Source organism: Vibrio sp. Hal054, assembly GCF_037162405.1.
Lineage (GTDB): Bacteria > Pseudomonadota > Gammaproteobacteria > Enterobacterales > Vibrionaceae > Vibrio > Vibrio diazotrophicus.
The window spans coordinates 1,119,468-1,136,119 of record NZ_JARLUT010000002.1; the positions used below are offsets into that span (position 1 = coordinate 1,119,468).

Here is a 16,652-nt window from a genome sequence, read left to right on the forward strand (position 1 = left end):
ATGAGTCAAGATAAATACTTTAGAGAAGAGCTTGCTTTTTTAAAAGATCAGGGAAAGGAATTTAGTGAGGTTTATCCTCAGTTATCTCGTTTCTTGCAAGGGCGAACTTTTGATCCAGATGTTGAGCGTCTATTGGAGGGCTTTGCATTTCTTACTGCTCGACTTAGGGAGAAGGTAGAAGACGAGTTTCCCGAATTTACTCATTCTGTAATCAATATGCTCTGGCCTAACTATCTACGACCACTTCCTAGTATGAGCATTGTAGCTTTTAATCCTGATAAAAGTCTCAGCAAGCAGCAGACAATATCAAAGGGTACTCAGTTAGATAGTAAAGCTATATCTGGATCTCAATGTCACTTTAGAACATGTCGAGATGTTGAGATATATCCTTTGAACTGTGCCGGAGTCAGTGTTGTACATTCTCGCGAAGAATCCACATTGAGAATAACGCTAAGAACAGACAATGACCTGTCGTTAAATGACTTTAACTTAGAACGCTTAAGGTTCTTTTTAGGTGGGAATCGATATAGTTCTCAAATGTTGTATTTGTGGTTCAACCACCATTTAAAACAAATTGATGTTGAAGTGAATGGTTCAACTGTAGCTTTGTCTAGCAAAGCTATTTCTTGTGTTGGTTTTGGCCTTGATGATTCTCTACTTCCTTATCCGACAAATGTCTATGAAGGATACCGAATTCTTCAAGAGTATCTGTCATTCCCAGAAGCATTTCATTTCTTTGATGTTTTAGAACTCAGTCATATTTCTAAGTTTAGTGATGTAATAAGAGAGTTCACACTGGTCTTTAACTTTTCAAAGACGCTTCCAAATGATGTTCAAATAAATAGTGAAAGCTTTAGACTTTACTGTGCTCCAATAATTAATTTGTTTTCACACGATGCAGACCCTATCTATCTTCATGGAAGACAACCTGAATATCGTGTTATTCCTTCTACTCGCTTTCCTAAACATTATGAAGTGTTCAGCATTGATAGTGTTATCGGATGGCAAGACGGTGAAGGAGAGTTACAAGGGGCTTGTACAGAGAAACGTATATATTCGTCGTTCGAGAGCTTTCAGCATGAAATAGAGCGAATAGCCGAACGTAAAGCGTTGTATTACCGCTCGAGGGTTCGTAATAGTATTAGAGGGGATGGTTTTGATTCATACATTTCTTTTATTAGAGGGGATGAAGTCCAATCTATTAATCTTGATGAAACGATCTCGGTAGCACTGACCTGCACAAACAGACTACTACCTATAGAACTAGGGATTGGGGATATCTGTGAAGCGACAGCGTCATCACCACCCTATGCGAGATTTCAAAATATTACTGTCCCAACTCATCCTTTAAGACCCAATCTCGACGGCGGTTTATTGTGGACATTAATATCTAACTTATCACTAAACTATCTATCTTTATTATCAAAAGATGCACTTTGTTCTGTTTTGCGAGCCTATGATTTTCGTGCGTTAGTAGACCGGCAAGCTGAGCGAATCGCTCAGCAAAGGCTTAATGGCATTCAAAAGATAGACACCGTACCTATAGACAAGTTTTTTAAAGGGTTACCTGTTAGAGGCTTACGCTCGACACTCTACATGGATCAAACTGGTTTTGGTTCAGAAGGAGACCTGTACCTATTTGGTACTGTGTTAAGTCATTTCTTTGCGCTTTATGCAAGTATCAATTCGTTTCATGAATTGGAAATTATCAACATATCTAATCAAGAGAAATATACGTGGAACAGTCAAATCGGAATGCAGCCCCTGATTTAGAAATCAGAGAACAGCAGGTTCGAAACGACAACCTGCCAACAAACGTACATATGTACAACTTTTATCAGCTAGTTGAACTGCTGAGAAAGATGATTAGTCGCGATATGGCATCGGATCATTGGGAACGTTATTGTCAGCTGATTTTTAGCGCCAATCCCAGTTTAGGTTTTGCGCCCGCAGACGTCGTGTCTTTGCAATCTATAAATAATGATCGATTGGTAATGAAGACAAATTTTTTCGGTTTGTCTGGTGCGCAGTCTCCATTACCTGGATTTATAACAGAACAGCTAGTCAACGAAGAAGTCTTTGGATTGAAGCAGTCATTTTTTGATTTCTTTAATAACAGACTGATTAATTTGGTTTACCAAATTTGGCGGAAATATCGTTATTACGTCCGTTTCCGGCCGAACGCAGAAGATAATTTTTCTGCGCAATTACTCGCACTTGCTGGGTTGGGTGATGCTGGTTTACGCGGTGAAACACCTTTGAATTGGTGCAAAATGCTGGCTTACGTTGGCCCACTATCTGGCCGAAATCGTTCACCTCAAGTAGTAGCAGGCGTTATTGCTCACTATTTTGATTTGCCGAAAGTTGAAGTTTGTCAGTGGATAAAGCGAAAAGTTTATATAGATAGCCGCCAACAGTTATCTCTTGGAAAACAAAGTGCTCATCTTGGTGTTGACACAGTCATCGGTGAATTTGCTATGGATTGCAAAAGCAAATTTATGCTCCGAATAAGCCAGTTGCCTCTTGAGCGATTTAGCCACTTTTTACCATCAGGAAAAGACTTCCCATCTATATGTAAGTTGGTTGACCTTCTACTACGAGAGCAGCTTTCTTATGACTTAGAACTTGTTCTGGATGAGCGCTCCACCACCAATTTTTCTCTAATGGCAACCGACAATACTGCTATAGGGTGGACATCATTCTTGGGGGCTCCCAACCAAGAAAAAAAGTGCTTATTCAGGTGAGGCAATGAAAATGACTCGTTTGAATAAGCCTTCATTAACGTTGTTAGTTACCAACACACAGCAACTTGAAGCGGGAAAGTCCGCACAGTTTTCTTGGTCAAATCATGGCGGGACAATCGGCTCTAGTACTTTAGACACTTGGTATTTACAAGATGGAGATGGGCAGGTTTTTGAGCAGCACTGTGAAGTGTTATTTGTTGACAATGATTTTTGCATTAAAGACTTAAGTGGTGAAACTTACATTAATGGCTCACTAATGCCTGTTGGCAGAGGAAAATTAGTTCGTCTAAAACAGAAGGATGAAATTCAACTAGGAAATCTTTGTTTAAGGACATTGGTTGAGAAAAGTAAAAATGACGATGAGAGTGACCTTAGATTAGAAACTTTACTTCTTCTAGATAAAGAGCGACTTGTTTCGACTGAAACGCCTGTTTGGGGGCGAGAAGAACAACAGACTGTAAATATTCTTGACCCAATTATTATATTGGAAGAGCAGGCAGCTAACCTAGTCAGTCAAGATATTACGGACCATGGAGTCTCAAACATTCAGAAATCGAGTTCTGTAGAGTGTCTCATCCCAAAAACTAACCATTTAAACCACAAGAAAACCTATTCCTTTCAGGCAAATAATGAGTTTGAAATTACGTCATCAATTATCTTAAAAAAAACTCCCAAATAGATTTTAAAAACGCATGGTATGCAGATTTTGAAGCTGAAAACCACACCACTCACGCAATCAGAGAAACAGAAGATCATTTATCTAAGGGCATAACAATGGACGAGAAAGAATTAGATTTACTTGAGGAGGAAGTTGCAAAAAGCGTTTCACCAACACCCAGCAATCGATATGACGATGATCTGAGTGTGAGCCATTTAGTCGCTGGTCCAGTGCTACTCGGTTTAGGTGTGAATGTTTCCCAGTCAACGGATATGCATAGTATGCAGCTTCTATCAAAGGAATTTGGTGAGTCAATTCAAGCGTGCATTCATGGCCTAATTGAATTGCATCAGCAAATGAAAGTTGGACGTTATGGTTCTATGAACCGACGGTTACAGCCTATTGAAGATAACCCATTACGTTTGGGACTAGGTTATGAAGAGACAATTCAAACTTTGTATGACGCAGATAGAAGCATGGTTCATCTTTCTGCACCAGCTGCTATTGCAGAAAGCTTGAAAAATATTGGCGATCACAATGCGGTTGTTCAATCCGCTACTTCTGAAGCGTTGCATCAACTATTGGAAGCATTTTCGCCGCAAGTTTTATTGCGACGTTTCCAGCAGTACAGACGTAATACTGAGCAAAGTTCTGCTTCTCATGACACTTGGGCTTGGGATATGTACTGCAGTTACCATCAAGAACTGACTTCTCAACGCCAAAACGGGTTTGAAAACTTGTTCTGGGAAATCTTTGAACAGTCTTATGACAGAAAAATCAGAGAGAAGCAGCGGGAGCTATAACGGTGATGAAACAGTGGTTTTTATCAGCAACGTTGGTGTTATTAACGGCGTGTAGTTCTTCGGAAAATGTACCGCCTCCGAAAATGCCAACCACCGTGACTTTTAGCCTAGTCTCAGATCGACATGTCAATCCTAATGTATGGGGAGAAGCTTCTCCTGTAGAAATTCAAGTTTTTGAATTGACCGATGAATCTATGTTTATGTCAGCGGGATATGACCAGATAAGAGACGATTACGAGAAAGCCTTAAAGAGTAATTTCGTTAAAAACTACGACTATGTATTAACTCCAGGTCATTTCAAGTTTGTGAATGCTATCGAATTAGATAAAGAAACTCGCTACATAGGTGTAATGGCTCATTTTGCAGACCCTGAGCTAAGTGAGTGGAAGAAAGCGGTGAAAGTTCTCAACTTAGGGCGTGAATATCATCTGTTAATGCAGTTTAAAGATTATGAAGTCAGATTGGACAGGGTGGAGTAAATCAAGATGTTTGCGAGAAATCGTGTGATTTGGAATGAAGGACTTTTTATTAAGCCTCAGCACTTTCAACAGCAGCAACGCTATCTGGAATACCATATAGATGAGCGTATTCGATCTGTAAGCCACTATCTTTATGGGGTATCTGAACTTTCACTTAACCCTGAATATTTATCATTTGGACGGATAGCGATAGAGCGTGCTGTAGGTGTCATGCCTGATGGTTTAGCATTTCGTATTCCCCAAGAAGATATATTGCCGGAAGCGCTCGAAATTGATGATGCTTCGCTAGTTAATCAAATCATTTACCTAGCTGTACCGCTTCGAAGCCCTTCTCTGCTAGAGATTAATTGGCCACAGGAGCGAGGTACAGGTCGATATATCAGCCAACGCTTGGAGGTTATAGATACACATACTGTGAACGGTGACACCACGGTAATTGATGTTTCACCAGCTAAGATTCAACTGATGCTCCAGAAGCAGGATAGGAGTGCGTTTGCTTCAATAGCCATTGCCAGAATTTTAGAAAAACGACCAGATGGCAGTGTCATCTTAGACCCGGATTTCATTCCGTGCCATTACAATGTAACTGACAACAACGCATTACATCGCTTTATCAATGAGGTATCCGGGTTAATGCGTGAACGAGCTAAAAATCTTGCGCAGCGTATTAATACACCTTCACAAGGAGGAGTGGCTGATGTTTCAGATTTTATGTTATTGCAGGCTCTTAATAGACTCCAACCGCAGTTGAAACATCTTTCTGACCTACGCAACTTACACCCAGAGAGGCTGTTTGAATGCCTGTCTCAGCTATGTGGCGAACTTTCGACCTTTACGGATGAAAGTAGACTACCACCTTCAGCACCAAGTTATAACCATGATATGCCAACGGAATCATTCCAATCCGTAATCAGGCATCTTCGGCAAAGCTTAAGCGTCGTGATGGAACCTAGAGCCGTTTCTATCCAATTAGATAAGAGGAAATATGGATTAACTGTAGCTCCCATTCATGATTCTAGTCTTATGGAAGATGCTGAATTTATTATTTCAGTTAAAGCTCGTATGCCTTTGGAAGATCTTCAGCGTTTATTTATCCAACAAATGAAGGTGTCATCAGTTGAGAAGATAAAAGAACTCATTTCTTTGCAGTTGCCGGGAATCTCGTTGATATCTTTGCCTGTAGCCCCTCGACAATTGCCTTATCACGCAGGATATATCTATTACCAATTGGATAAAACATGCCCAGCTTGGGACGCGATTACGCATTCAAGTGGTTTCGCATTCCATATAGCCGCTGTATTTGAAGACTTGGATATTCAATTTTGGGCGATTAGGAACTAGCTATGAATGTAAATAAAAAAGAAACGCCTCTAAGCCGCTTATTATTTGATGATGCAGAGAAGATCAATTTTGATCAAGACTACTGGTTTCAGTTACGTGGTGCATCGGCAAATTGTTTTATTGATGCGGCTACACCCTTATTGGGTTTATCGTTACGAGTGCGCTCATTAGCGCAATGTCCCACGATTGAAGCTATTTACGACCAAACAATAGAAGAAATCAAATCTATCGAGATTGAGTTGATTGAACAAGGAATCGATCATCCCACACTTATGGCTTATCGATATGTACTTTGTGCCTATTTGGATGAAGCTGTGATGGGAACAGAATGGGGATCTTCTAGCTCTTGGGCTGAATACTCGATGCTCTCGCGTTTTCACAATGAAACTTGGGGTGGAGAAAAAGTGTTTTCCATACTTACTCGCCTGTTAATAGAGCCGGATCGCTATAAAGCCCTTTTGCAATTTGTTTATCACTGTCTGATTTTAGGATTCGAGGGTAAATACAAAGTGATGGATGGGGGACAAGCTGAACGAGAGAAGGTCATCTCTAGGTTACATCTCATTTTAAGCGGTGCCAATGAAGAAGATATTGGAGGCTTAATTTCTCCATCAAACAACGTAGTGAAGTCTAAATACAAAATCAGCCAGCAGCTCCCAGTTTGGTCGATATTTGCAGGTTTTTTTCTGTTTTTAACAGGGGTTTTTCTTGGCTACAGCTATTTGTTACATAAAAAATCTACTGATGTATTAACTCAGTTAAATCAAATTCTTTAAGAAACATTAAGGCTAGGTTAACGCTGTGATCCGAATTGAATTGCCCACACTAATTTCTAAATTAAATGAACAGAGTAAACTTGCCTTAGAGCAAGCCGCTTCCTTATGCATTGAGCAACGGCATTCAGAAATTACAATTCTCCATTATTTAGATGCATTGCTTGAGAATCCTCTTTCAGACATTAGAACTGTTCTTAAGTCCTTCGAGATTGCTCACGAAGATTTGAAGCAAGTTCTAGTTACTTATTATTCCAGCGATGAAACGCTGGATTCCTATCCGGCATTTTCTCCCATGTTAGTAGAGCTTCTGCAGGATGCTTGGCTATTATCCTCGACAGAACTGGCGCAAGATGAGTTACGTTCAGGTGCTATTTTATTAGCTGCTTTACTGTCTCCTTCACGATATTTAGATCAATCTCTAGTAAGTATTTTGTCGCCCATTAATAAAGAAACGTTAAAAGGCCAGTTTGTTCATTTACTTATGGATTCTGCGGAAAGTAAATTCTCGTCAGGAATATCAGAAGTATGTGAGTCGAAGGTATCAAATAAAGCGGCTTCGATACTCGAAAAGTACTGTACTAATGTCACTCAGCTAGCAAGAAACAATGAACTTGATCCAGTTTTATGTCGTGATGATGAACTGGATTTAATGATTGATATCTTATGCCGCAGGCGGAAAAACAACCCTATTGTTGTTGGCGATGCAGGAGTTGGTAAAAGCGCAATGTTTGAGGGTTTGGCGCTTCGAGTAGTAAAAGGCGAAGTCCCAGTACAATTAATAAATGTAGAGTTACTATCCCTCGATCTAGGGTTGCTCCAAGCTGGTGCCTCCGTCAAAGGTGAATTTGAAAAACGTTTAAAAGGCGTCATTAATGAAATTAAGCATTCCTCTAAACCCATCATACTGTTTATTGATGAGGCACATACCTTGGTTGGTACAGGAAACCAAGAAGGAGGAAGTGATGCCGCGAACATACTTAAGCCAGCATTAGCAAGGGGAGAACTAAGCACAGTTGCTGCTACCACTTGGAAAGAGTACAAAAAATACTTTGAGAAAGATCCAGCATTGGCTCGTCGCTTTCAATTGGTAAAACTAGGTGAACCAAGTATTTCTCAATCAGTTGATATTCTGCGAGGGCTTTGTCAGGCTTATGAAGATGCTCATCAAGTTATGATCTCCGATGAAGCGCTGAAATCTGCTGTCGAACTTTCTGCTCGTTACATTTCAGGGAAACAACTCCCAGACAAAGCTATTGATGTACTTGATACCGCATGTGCGCGGATAGCAATCAATATAACTACTCCTCCTAAACGGTTATCTCAGTTAAATACACTCTGTATGCAAAGAGATACCGAAATCCGTATGCTTGAGAGGTCTCAGTATTTAGGAGAAGAAGTCGATGAACAAAGACTCTCGGATCTTGGACTGCAAAAGTTGGCTGATGAAGAAGAAAAAGAGCGACTAACCGCTCGTTGGCAAAACCAAAAAGACATCGTTGAAAACATCATCCATTTGCGTAGCAAATTACTTAACTGTGATCTTTCTGAGTTAGATTCAAATAGTTTAGAGAACATTCGTACTGACCTTCACCTTAACAGTAAGAGGTTTGAAGATATCCCTCACAACGAGCGACTCATTCACCCTCAAGTGGATGCAATGCAAGTCGCTGAAGTTATTGCTGACTGGACAGGTGTTCCAATCGATCAGATGAACAGTGATGAGCTATACAAAATAACGAATTTAACGTCGATATTGGACGCCGAAATAAAAGGGCAAACGACGGCTATTGAGAAAATTCACCGCTGCATTTTGACTGCTCGTGCAGACTTACGCCGTTCTGGAAGACCCAAAGGTGCTTTTTTGTTGGTTGGCCCTAGCGGAGTGGGTAAAACAGAAACAGTTGTCCAACTAGCTCAGCAGTTATATGGCGGAAAGCAGTTTCTAACCACTATTAACATGTCTGAATACCAAGAAAAGCACACAGTCTCTCGCCTTATTGGTTCGCCTCCGGGTTATGTTGGATACGGAGAAGGTGGCATTTTGACCGAAGCTATCAGAAAAATGCCGTATTCTGTTGTGTTGCTTGATGAAGTTGAAAAAGCACATCCCGAAGTTCTGAATGTTTTTTACCAAGCATTTGATAAAGGTGAGTTGGCGGATGGTGAAGGCAGACTTATTGATTGCCAAAATATTGTCTTTTTCCTCACATCCAATTTGGGTTATCAAACCATTGTCAATCACAGCCACGAGCCTGAATTGATTTGCGATAGCTTATATCCAGAATTGGCTGAATTTTTCAAACCAGCCCTGTTAGCTCGCATGGAAGTTGTCCCATATTTACCTCTAAGTCGGGAAATATTGGAGCAGATTGTTCATGGAAAACTAGAACGATTAGAACAGCTTTTTACCGAGAGATATCAATGTGAAGTGGTTATCGAAAAGCGACTGGTTGAGGAGATTCTTAAGCGTGCCACCAGATCTGAAAGCGGCGCGCGAATGTTAGAAGCCATCATTGAAGGGCAGTTGCTGCCTACAATATCTCTATCAATATTGAATCATCTTGCAGAAAGAAAGCCTATTGAAAAAGTCTATCTTGATGTTGTAGAAGGTGAATTCGTTGGAGAGGTGGTTTAACTATGATTAACTGGCTCTCATTCACAAGCGATTTATTAGGATTAAGAAAAACTTCGGATTTAGCAACTCAGTTTATCAATATCGTTGGACGTGAACTTGCATTAGACCAAGCAATGTTACTGGTACCTAACTCTGATGGCCGTATGCTCATACCTCATGATAACGGTCTGAATTATTCTTGGTTAGTAACGGATTTTGATAGTCCTTTTGCACATGTGCTTCAATCCCAACAAGAGATGTATCTAGATGCAGAGGCGTTGCTATTTTGGCAATCGAACAGAACGTTTAAGCAACTGGTGTCGAGCGTTGGTATGTTCGATACGGTTTGGATTCAACCACTTAATATCGAACATTGTCATATTAATCACATACTGCTGCTTATTGGTGATAGCAAACAACTACGTTTGGTCTCTAAGCAAGAATCGTTTCTAAAGTTTGTTGATGCGTTTACTCAACAATGGACGTTGTTGTACGAGATAGAACGAGAAAAACAGAGCGGACAGCTACTCAAAGAATCGCTGGTAGACATTCAGCGTAACTCTCGTCAGCAGTCTCACGCGACAGACTTATCTTTTACGTTGATTGGTAAAAGTGAAGCGATGAAACGGTTACGAGAACATATCATTAGTGCCGCTGAATCCCAGTTGTCGGTGATCATCCAAGGAGAAACGGGCACTGGTAAAGAATTGGTTGCGCAGGCGATACACGATTTTTCGCCTCGCAAGCATGAGCCTTTTGTTGCCATTAACTGTGCAGCCATTCCTGAGAATCTGTTAGAAAGTGAACTATTTGGTTACTGCAAAGGGGCATTCTCTGGCGCGGATTGTGACAAGCAAGGTTTAATAGCTCAAGCGAACAAAGGAACGTTGTTTCTAGATGAAATTGGTGACATGCCTCTTGCTCTCCAAGCTAAATTGCTAAGGGTGTTGGAATCGCGCTCCTATCGACCTGTCGGAGGGAAACATGAGCAGACATCAGATTTTCGATTGGTTTCCGCTACCCATGTGAACCTACTTGAGCAAGTCAATTTAAAGTCGTTTCGCCAAGATTTGTATTATCGACTTTTTCAGTATCCTTTAAGTTTGCCCCGTTTGGCGTCTCGAATAGAAGATGTCGAACAGTTAAGTCATCACTTTGTTGAGCTGTTTAACACAAAACATAAAAGGAACATCCGGGGTTTACACTATAAAGCTTTGGACTGGCTAAAAAGCCACTCTTATCCAGGGAATGTAAGAGAACTAAAACACTTAGTAGAGTACGGATGTGCTCAGACGAATGATGGCTCACAACTAGAAGAGTACTGCTTTGCGAACAGGTTCGCCCCTGTTGTAGCTCAATCTATTGATACTCAAATTAAAAGCACTGAAAGCTATTCAGCATCTTGCTCACCTACCGTTTCACATGAAAATTTGTCGTCAATCGATGACCTTCGATGTGCGTTGAGCCAATTTGAAGAGCAGATAATTCGGCAAAGACTAGATCACTACGGTGGGGATAGAGAAAAAGCCGCAAAGAGTTTGAAAGTACCTAAACGGACATTGGCTTACAAATGTCAAAAGCTGGAGATAAAAAGATGATAAATCGCTTATTTTATCTCTGCTGCTTCTTGATGTGTGCCAAAGCATTTGATGTCGCCATTATAACTTCAGTCAGTGCCGACTACAGTTCTGATATACAACAGTGTATTAATACCCGCTCTCGTATTGAACGACTAAGCTGCTTTGACCGAGTGTTTAATGTAGGTCTTCAGCAAGAAGGTCTCACTGAGCCTGAAAAATATCCTCACTCTTGGCTTAAGGCAATGAAAGGTATTGAAACGGAAGGTGGAAACTTAGTCTTGCTAACCGAAGGTGAAGGACGAGGTAGTAAAGCCTGGATTATATTGCCTGCTTTAAATCAAGAGACTCAATTCTCTAACAATGCCAAACCTATTTTGATGTTTAGTTGTATCGATAATTTGAGCCGTATCGAAATCGCTTTACCTTCAAGTGTTCAAGATGCCCGAGTAAAAGTGTCTTTGTCTAATCATGTTAGTCAGGTTTGGCGAAGTGACGATAGCGGCTTATTAATGTCCTCAGCCCGTGGTCTTCCTGCCATTAACATGATGAAAGAGATCATGCATGAGCGCAGGCTATTGATTCGTTCAAACGCTCCATTCATAGATGGTTTGCAGTTTAATACTGAAGAGCTAAGCGGTTCGATTAATGCTCTGCGCCAAAGATGTGGGTGGTAACGAAATGGACTTAGCTTATATTCGTAAGTGTGTTGTCTTACCAGTTTCAAAACAGAATCCAACCGGGGAGCGCTTAGTTGATGACCCCAATTTGGAGTTCATTGAAGAGCAGTTAATCAAAGTCGGTTCTTTATCTCACGCCACGGTCAAGTGGGACGAAGTGGAACATAGTGTGTTGAATTTGCTAAGAAATAAAAGCAAAGATATCAAACTGCTCGTCTATCTTCTTCAATGTTTACTCAATCAAGTAACTCCTGAACGTTTTATTATTTCTTTTCAAGCGATGACGGACTTTATTGATTGTTATTGGGAATCGAGTTTTCCGGTTTCTGGAGAGAAAGGTACTGCTTCGCGCAAGAAATATTTGGATCTAATGCTGCAACGTATTTCTCTCGTTATTGAGAAATTGGATTTCGCTCAGTTTGACCAACAGCAACGTAGCTCACTGAATGATGGTGTGAATCGATTGTTTGAAGCTATTGAAGAAAAGCAGCCAGCGAACACTATAGTAAGCGCAGTAGTTGACTCAGTAGTCCGAGGATTGAAACGAGCGGAGCAACCTCAAATTCAAAAAACACAAGTTCAACCGCCTCAAGAAATGGACTCCTCTATCAAACAGGTTTCGCAGGATACTGCTGACGAAAATTCAACCAAAAAAACGGTATTAAAGCTCGCTAGTACTCTTTCAGAGCAGGAGTTTGGTGCTGAGTTATCGATTCGGCTGAGGCGTTACGCTATATGGGGAATGATATTTACACATCCAGATCACCGGCCAGACGGAGAAACACTTCTACGAGCAATGCCCGCTGAACGTATTAAGGAGTATCAGGACCAACTTCGTTTTCCCTCAATGAGTTTGTGGAACAAAATTGAACACAGCCTGACGCTAGCGCCTTTTTGGTTTTCTGGACAATTTATGAGTTTTTCTGTTGCGCAGAGTATAGGTAAGCCTGATTGGGCGATTGCGATTGCAGATGAAACCCACCGTTTTCTACAACGAATGCCATTTTTACATGAGTTGAAGTTTAAAGGTGGTGAACCTTTTGTCACCGATGAAGTCCGAGCGTGGCTGGACAAGTACTCCCTTTCAAATGAGTCCCAAATCCAAGGTGACTGGTCTGAAAGGCGCAGAGAAGCTTACTTACTGGCTAACGATAAAGGTATTGCCGTTGCTTTAGATATGGTGAATGGGGGAATTAATTCAGCACAAAGTTATAAGGATCAATTTTATTGGCGATTGTTATCCGCGGATCTACTAAGAGATAACCACCTCGGTGGAATAGCCAAATCTCAATATCAGTCTTTATATCAACAGCTTAAAAATATGGACATTTCAAACTGGGAAGCTGGTTTGTTAGAGCAACTAGAAAAACACTCAACGTCAGAGTAAACAAAGGACACAATTCATGTGGAAATTTATTGTTGGAATAGTAGGGAAGTTAAAGCCTAGGTTTTTGGCATCGGTTCCTATTTTGCTGTTCACGGCTTTTATATTATTGAATGTCTTTATTTGGTGGAGTGGACCAAGCTTAACTGTTCTCGATTACCAACCGTTAGATACAGTGGTTGCTCGCATATTGGCAAGTAGCATGTTCACCCTGCTGATGTTTACATTATGGGGGCTATTGCAATGGAGGAAATTAGTTACCTATCAGCGTCAACAAAAGCATGAAGAAAACTTGCGGAAAGATCCGATAAAGGTACTTGAAGAGCACCAAGAAACGGAGCTCAATCAAGTCATTGAAAATTTGAAAAAGAATTTAGATAAACGCAACTATCTTTACGAGTTACCTTGGTACTTGGTTCTTGGACTTGAGAATGCTGGAAAAACGAGCTTAATTAACCGTTCGAGTCAGAACTTTGTTTTCTCTTCTGTAATGAGAGCAACGGGGAAATCAAGTAGCAATCCATATTCCTTCGATTGGTGGATAGGTGACAATGCGATTGTTATTGATCCAGATGGAGAGCTGCTAACGCAAGGTCATTACAGCGATGAAAACGATGGTGAGATGGAGCGACGTTTGTGGCTGCATTTTGTTGACTGGCTGGAAAGAACGAGAAGTCGCCGTCCTCTTAATGGAATTGTACTCGCTCTTGATATCTCTCACCTAGCGGTCGCTTCCGTTTCTGAACGCAAAGCCTATGCAAGCCTCTTACGAGCACGCTTAAGAGAATTAATCGAGGCTCTTTCTACACGTTTACCCGTGTATATCACGTTAACTAAGCTGGATCTTATCTATGGTTTTGAGGCTTTTTTCAAACATTACACAAAGAATCAGCGTGAAGATGTATTAGGTTTTACATTCTCTCTGGATTCGATAACCAACTTAGATCAGTGGTTGGAGGAATTTAGTCAACAGTACGCTCAATTCACTGATCGGATCAACGATAGGCTACCGAGTATGGTTTGCGAACCAATGTCTTCTGAAGACCGTCATGCTATATACAGTTTTTCTCATCAACTATCGGGAATGAAGAGCATATTGATCGAGTTCTTTAAAGACGCTTTGAGTAGCGATCAGTTTTCTACCGCAGCTCTTGTTCGTGGTGCTTACTTTACTTCTGTTTATCAACAAGGTGTACCGACCAACGCTTTTGATGATGCTGCTTCCCGTCGATATGGGTTGTCGCATGCGGTCAATGTCGCTCAGAACGCCAAAAACTCTACCGTGTATTTTACGCAAAAATTGTTTAGCCACATTATTTATCCTGAGGCGGGGTTAGCATCTGATAACAATCGCGTAATGAAACAAAAAGGAAGCTAATGGGGCTTTCGCTCTTGGTATGTGGGCTTACCAGTGTGATGTTGATAGGTACTTGGCATAATCATTATCTATCGAATATCCAACATTCAGACGCGGTTCTTACCAAAGTAAATCACTATAAAAATCAATTTGAGTCAGCAAAAGAATCGGCTTCTCAACGTGAAATGCTTGAGTCTCTGAACAAGATACGCGAAGCGACTTTAGAGTTTGGTTTCTTCAGAGACAAGTCCAAATATATTTCTGATTTTGGACTTTATCAGGGGCACACGATTGGACCAAAAGTAGAGGAAACCTATTTAAATCTATTGAAATTTAGATTCTTACCTAAGCTGATGGCGGATGCAATTGTCGATCTAGAGAGGGCTCAAACGGAAGATGAAAAACTTTCTGTGTTAAGAGTATTTCGCATGATGATTGATAACTCCGGAAGACATCAAGACTACGTGTTAGATCATTTTTCTAAGCGTTGGCAACGTGAGTTCACGGGGCAACGGGGTATTCAGGATGATTTACTTAAGCATTTAGATTATGCCTTGCACCATACTGACCTAGCAAAGGATAGGCAAAGGGGAAGCAAAGCAGCTGATAGAGTCATGAAACCATACGATACCGCTATTGCCAAAGTGCAAGCAGAGCTTTCGACGTTGCCGACAGATCAGCGTGTTTATCGAAACCTCAAGTTGCAAGCGCAATTGGTTTTAGGCCCCTCTATAAATCTACGTAGCTTGATTGGCCCCGCGTTTGATACCGTGTTTTCTGAACGCGTCTTAAATAGTGCGGGCTTCCAAATTCCTCAGTTGTTAACTAAACAAGGTTTTGAAGATTATTTTATTCGTCAGTCTGAAGAGATTTCTGAATTAGCTTTGATTGACAGTTGGGTACTAGGGCAAGCTCAAAACACAAATTTTAGTGAGGCCGATAAAAGGGACTTGAAAGCCAAAATTCGTCAACTTTACTCAGATGATTACATAAATACATGGCAAAGTGCTTTGAATGAGTTAGATGTTAAATATTTTAACGATATTCATGATGCAGTTGCCGTGCTAGAGAGCATTACGGGTAACGCAGAGCCTTTTGAGCGTTTTCTGTTGACTGTAAGTGAAAACACACAACTGCTAAATGCGTTTAACCACACAGAAGAGAGCAAGAAACAGCTAGTTAAAACGCCAAAATATGAGTTGGCTTCATCAATAGAGGTTCGTTTTTCTGAGTTGAGTAGTATGGTGACATCGAGTGATGGTAAGCCTTCCTACTTGGACGAAGTGATTGCAAGCGTTGAGGAAGTTAAGGCCTCTTTGCAGGAGATAAAGGAATCGCCTGACTCTGGAATGGCTGCTTTGAATGTTACTAAAGATCGCGTTAAGTTGTCTGACCGTGACCCGATTTATACTCTTAAACGAGTGGCATCTGGTCTACCCAGCCCACTTGACGCGATGTTTGCTAAAATTGCGGATGAAAGTTGGTATGTGATCAAACACGCCGCCATTAAACATCTGGAAGTGAGATGGCACGATGATGTTTATCAGACTTATCAGCAAAAGTTAGCTGGCAGGTATCCTTTTAATACAGCGTCGAGTAAAGATGTTTCCCTCAAGGATTTTGAAGCTTTTTTTGCTCCTAACGGTAAGCTTAATCGTTTTTATGTTGACCATTTAAAGGTTTTTATTGATGAGAATATTAATATTAACGTCAATTCTGAGTCCGATTCATTAGTTCGTGCAGACGTTTTGCAACAGTTTGAACAGGCAGAAAAAATACGATCTGCTTTCTTTAATCGAAAAGGCATATTGGACGTCAACTTTTCTGTAGAGCCACTGCGTTTGAGCAATAACAAGCGACGTAGTGTTTTGAATGTTGATGGGCAATATTTGTCCTATAGTCATGGACCAAGAGAAAGTGTGGAATTGATTTGGCCAAATACGTTACGAGACAATGCCGTTTCCAAAGTAACTTTGGTTCCAACCAAAGCGAACATTTCTCCACGCAGCTTAGATATCCAAGGGCCTTGGGCATTTTTCCGCCTGCTTGATAAAAGTGATGTTGTGGCTGCAAGTACCACTTCCGTCGACTATAAGTTTTCTGTAGATGAGGGAGAAATGATTTATAGAATTCACTCTGAATCAGATGCCAATCCTTTTACTGAGCGTTTGTTTAAGTCTTTTAAACTGTCAAATACGTTGTACTAGTTGATAAAAAAGGAGCAAATCATTGCTCCTTT

10 protein-coding genes and 2 pseudogenes are annotated in these 16,652 nt (G+C 40.8%); all 12 read left to right on the forward strand.

The features are described 5' to 3' along the window. The gene (gene tssF / locus P4S58_RS21095) at positions 1–1,773 is read left to right on the forward strand and encodes a type VI secretion system baseplate subunit TssF (protein ID WP_337165598.1); all 1,773 of its coding nucleotides are present in this window, start codon (positions 1–3) and stop codon (positions 1,771–1,773) included. After that, a pseudogene (gene tssG, locus P4S58_RS21100) lies at positions 1,737–2,752 on the forward strand (type VI secretion system baseplate subunit TssG). The gene tssF and the pseudogene tssG overlap by 37 nt, the downstream one beginning before the upstream one ends. Beyond that, the gene (locus P4S58_RS21105) at positions 2,749–3,423 is read left to right on the forward strand and encodes an FHA domain-containing protein (protein WP_337165600.1); all 675 of its coding nucleotides are present in this window, start codon (positions 2,749–2,751) and stop codon (positions 3,421–3,423) included. The pseudogene tssG and the gene P4S58_RS21105 overlap by 4 nt, the downstream one beginning before the upstream one ends. A 95-nt stretch (positions 3,424–3,518) precedes the next feature. After that, positions 3,519–4,205: a type VI secretion system-associated FHA domain protein TagH gene (tagH, locus tag P4S58_RS21110; protein WP_337165602.1), complete on the forward strand. Its 687-nt coding sequence runs from the start codon at positions 3,519–3,521 to the stop codon at positions 4,203–4,205. 5 nt (positions 4,206–4,210) lie between these two features. Continuing rightward, on the forward strand, positions 4,211–4,684 hold the full coding sequence (tssJ, locus tag P4S58_RS21115; RefSeq protein ID WP_042479905.1) for a type VI secretion system lipoprotein TssJ: 474 nt from the start codon (positions 4,211–4,213) through the stop codon (positions 4,682–4,684). Positions 4,685–4,690: 6 nt separating this feature from the next. Then, positions 4,691–6,025, forward strand: a complete 1,335-nt coding sequence (gene tssK, locus P4S58_RS21120) for a type VI secretion system baseplate subunit TssK (protein ID WP_337165604.1) — start codon at positions 4,691–4,693, stop codon at positions 6,023–6,025. 2 nt (positions 6,026–6,027) lie between these two features. After that, positions 6,028–6,801, forward strand: coding sequence for a type IVB secretion system protein IcmH/DotU (gene icmH, locus P4S58_RS21125; protein ID WP_337165606.1), 774 nt, complete (start codon positions 6,028–6,030; stop codon positions 6,799–6,801). Between the two features lie 25 nt (positions 6,802–6,826). Further along, positions 6,827–9,436, forward strand: a complete 2,610-nt coding sequence (tssH, locus tag P4S58_RS21130) for a type VI secretion system ATPase TssH (RefSeq protein WP_337165607.1) — start codon at positions 6,827–6,829, stop codon at positions 9,434–9,436. Between the two features lie 2 nt (positions 9,437–9,438). Beyond that, entirely contained in the window at positions 9,439–11,013 is a 1,575-nt protein-coding gene (locus tag P4S58_RS21135; protein ID WP_102965050.1) for a sigma-54 interaction domain-containing protein, read from the forward strand. After that, complete coding sequence (gene vasI / locus P4S58_RS21140) at positions 11,010–11,669, forward strand: type VI secretion system-associated protein VasI (RefSeq protein WP_337165608.1); 660 nt, start codon at positions 11,010–11,012, stop codon at positions 11,667–11,669. The genes P4S58_RS21135 and vasI overlap by 4 nt, the downstream gene beginning before the upstream one ends. Positions 11,670–11,673: 4 nt before the next feature. Further along, positions 11,674–13,059 carry a type VI secretion system protein TssA gene (tssA, locus tag P4S58_RS21145; RefSeq protein WP_337165858.1) on the forward strand — a complete coding sequence of 462 codons (1,386 nt, stop codon included), beginning with the start codon at positions 11,674–11,676 and terminating at the stop codon, positions 13,057–13,059. 16 nt (positions 13,060–13,075) lie between these two features. Further along, positions 13,076–16,620, forward strand: a pseudogene (gene tssM / locus P4S58_RS21150) (type VI secretion system membrane subunit TssM). Positions 16,621–16,652: the final 32 nt, after the last annotated feature.

Coding starts and splice junctions, on each gene's coding strand:
- tssF (WP_337165598.1), top strand. CDS start 1: ATGAGTCAAGATAAATACTTTAGAGAAGAGCTTGCTTTTTTAAAAGAT.
- P4S58_RS21105 (WP_337165600.1), top strand. CDS start 2,749: ATGAAAATGACTCGTTTGAATAAGCCTTCATTAACGTTGTTAGTTACC.
- tagH (WP_337165602.1), top strand. CDS start 3,519: ATGGACGAGAAAGAATTAGATTTACTTGAGGAGGAAGTTGCAAAAAGC.
- tssJ (WP_042479905.1), top strand. CDS start 4,211: ATGAAACAGTGGTTTTTATCAGCAACGTTGGTGTTATTAACGGCGTGT.
- tssK (WP_337165604.1), top strand. CDS start 4,691: ATGTTTGCGAGAAATCGTGTGATTTGGAATGAAGGACTTTTTATTAAG.
- icmH (WP_337165606.1), top strand. CDS start 6,028: ATGAATGTAAATAAAAAAGAAACGCCTCTAAGCCGCTTATTATTTGAT.
- P4S58_RS21135 (WP_102965050.1), top strand. CDS start 9,439: ATGATTAACTGGCTCTCATTCACAAGCGATTTATTAGGATTAAGAAAA.
- vasI (WP_337165608.1), top strand. CDS start 11,010: ATGATAAATCGCTTATTTTATCTCTGCTGCTTCTTGATGTGTGCCAAA.
- tssA (WP_337165858.1), top strand. CDS start 11,674: ATGGACTTAGCTTATATTCGTAAGTGTGTTGTCTTACCAGTTTCAAAA.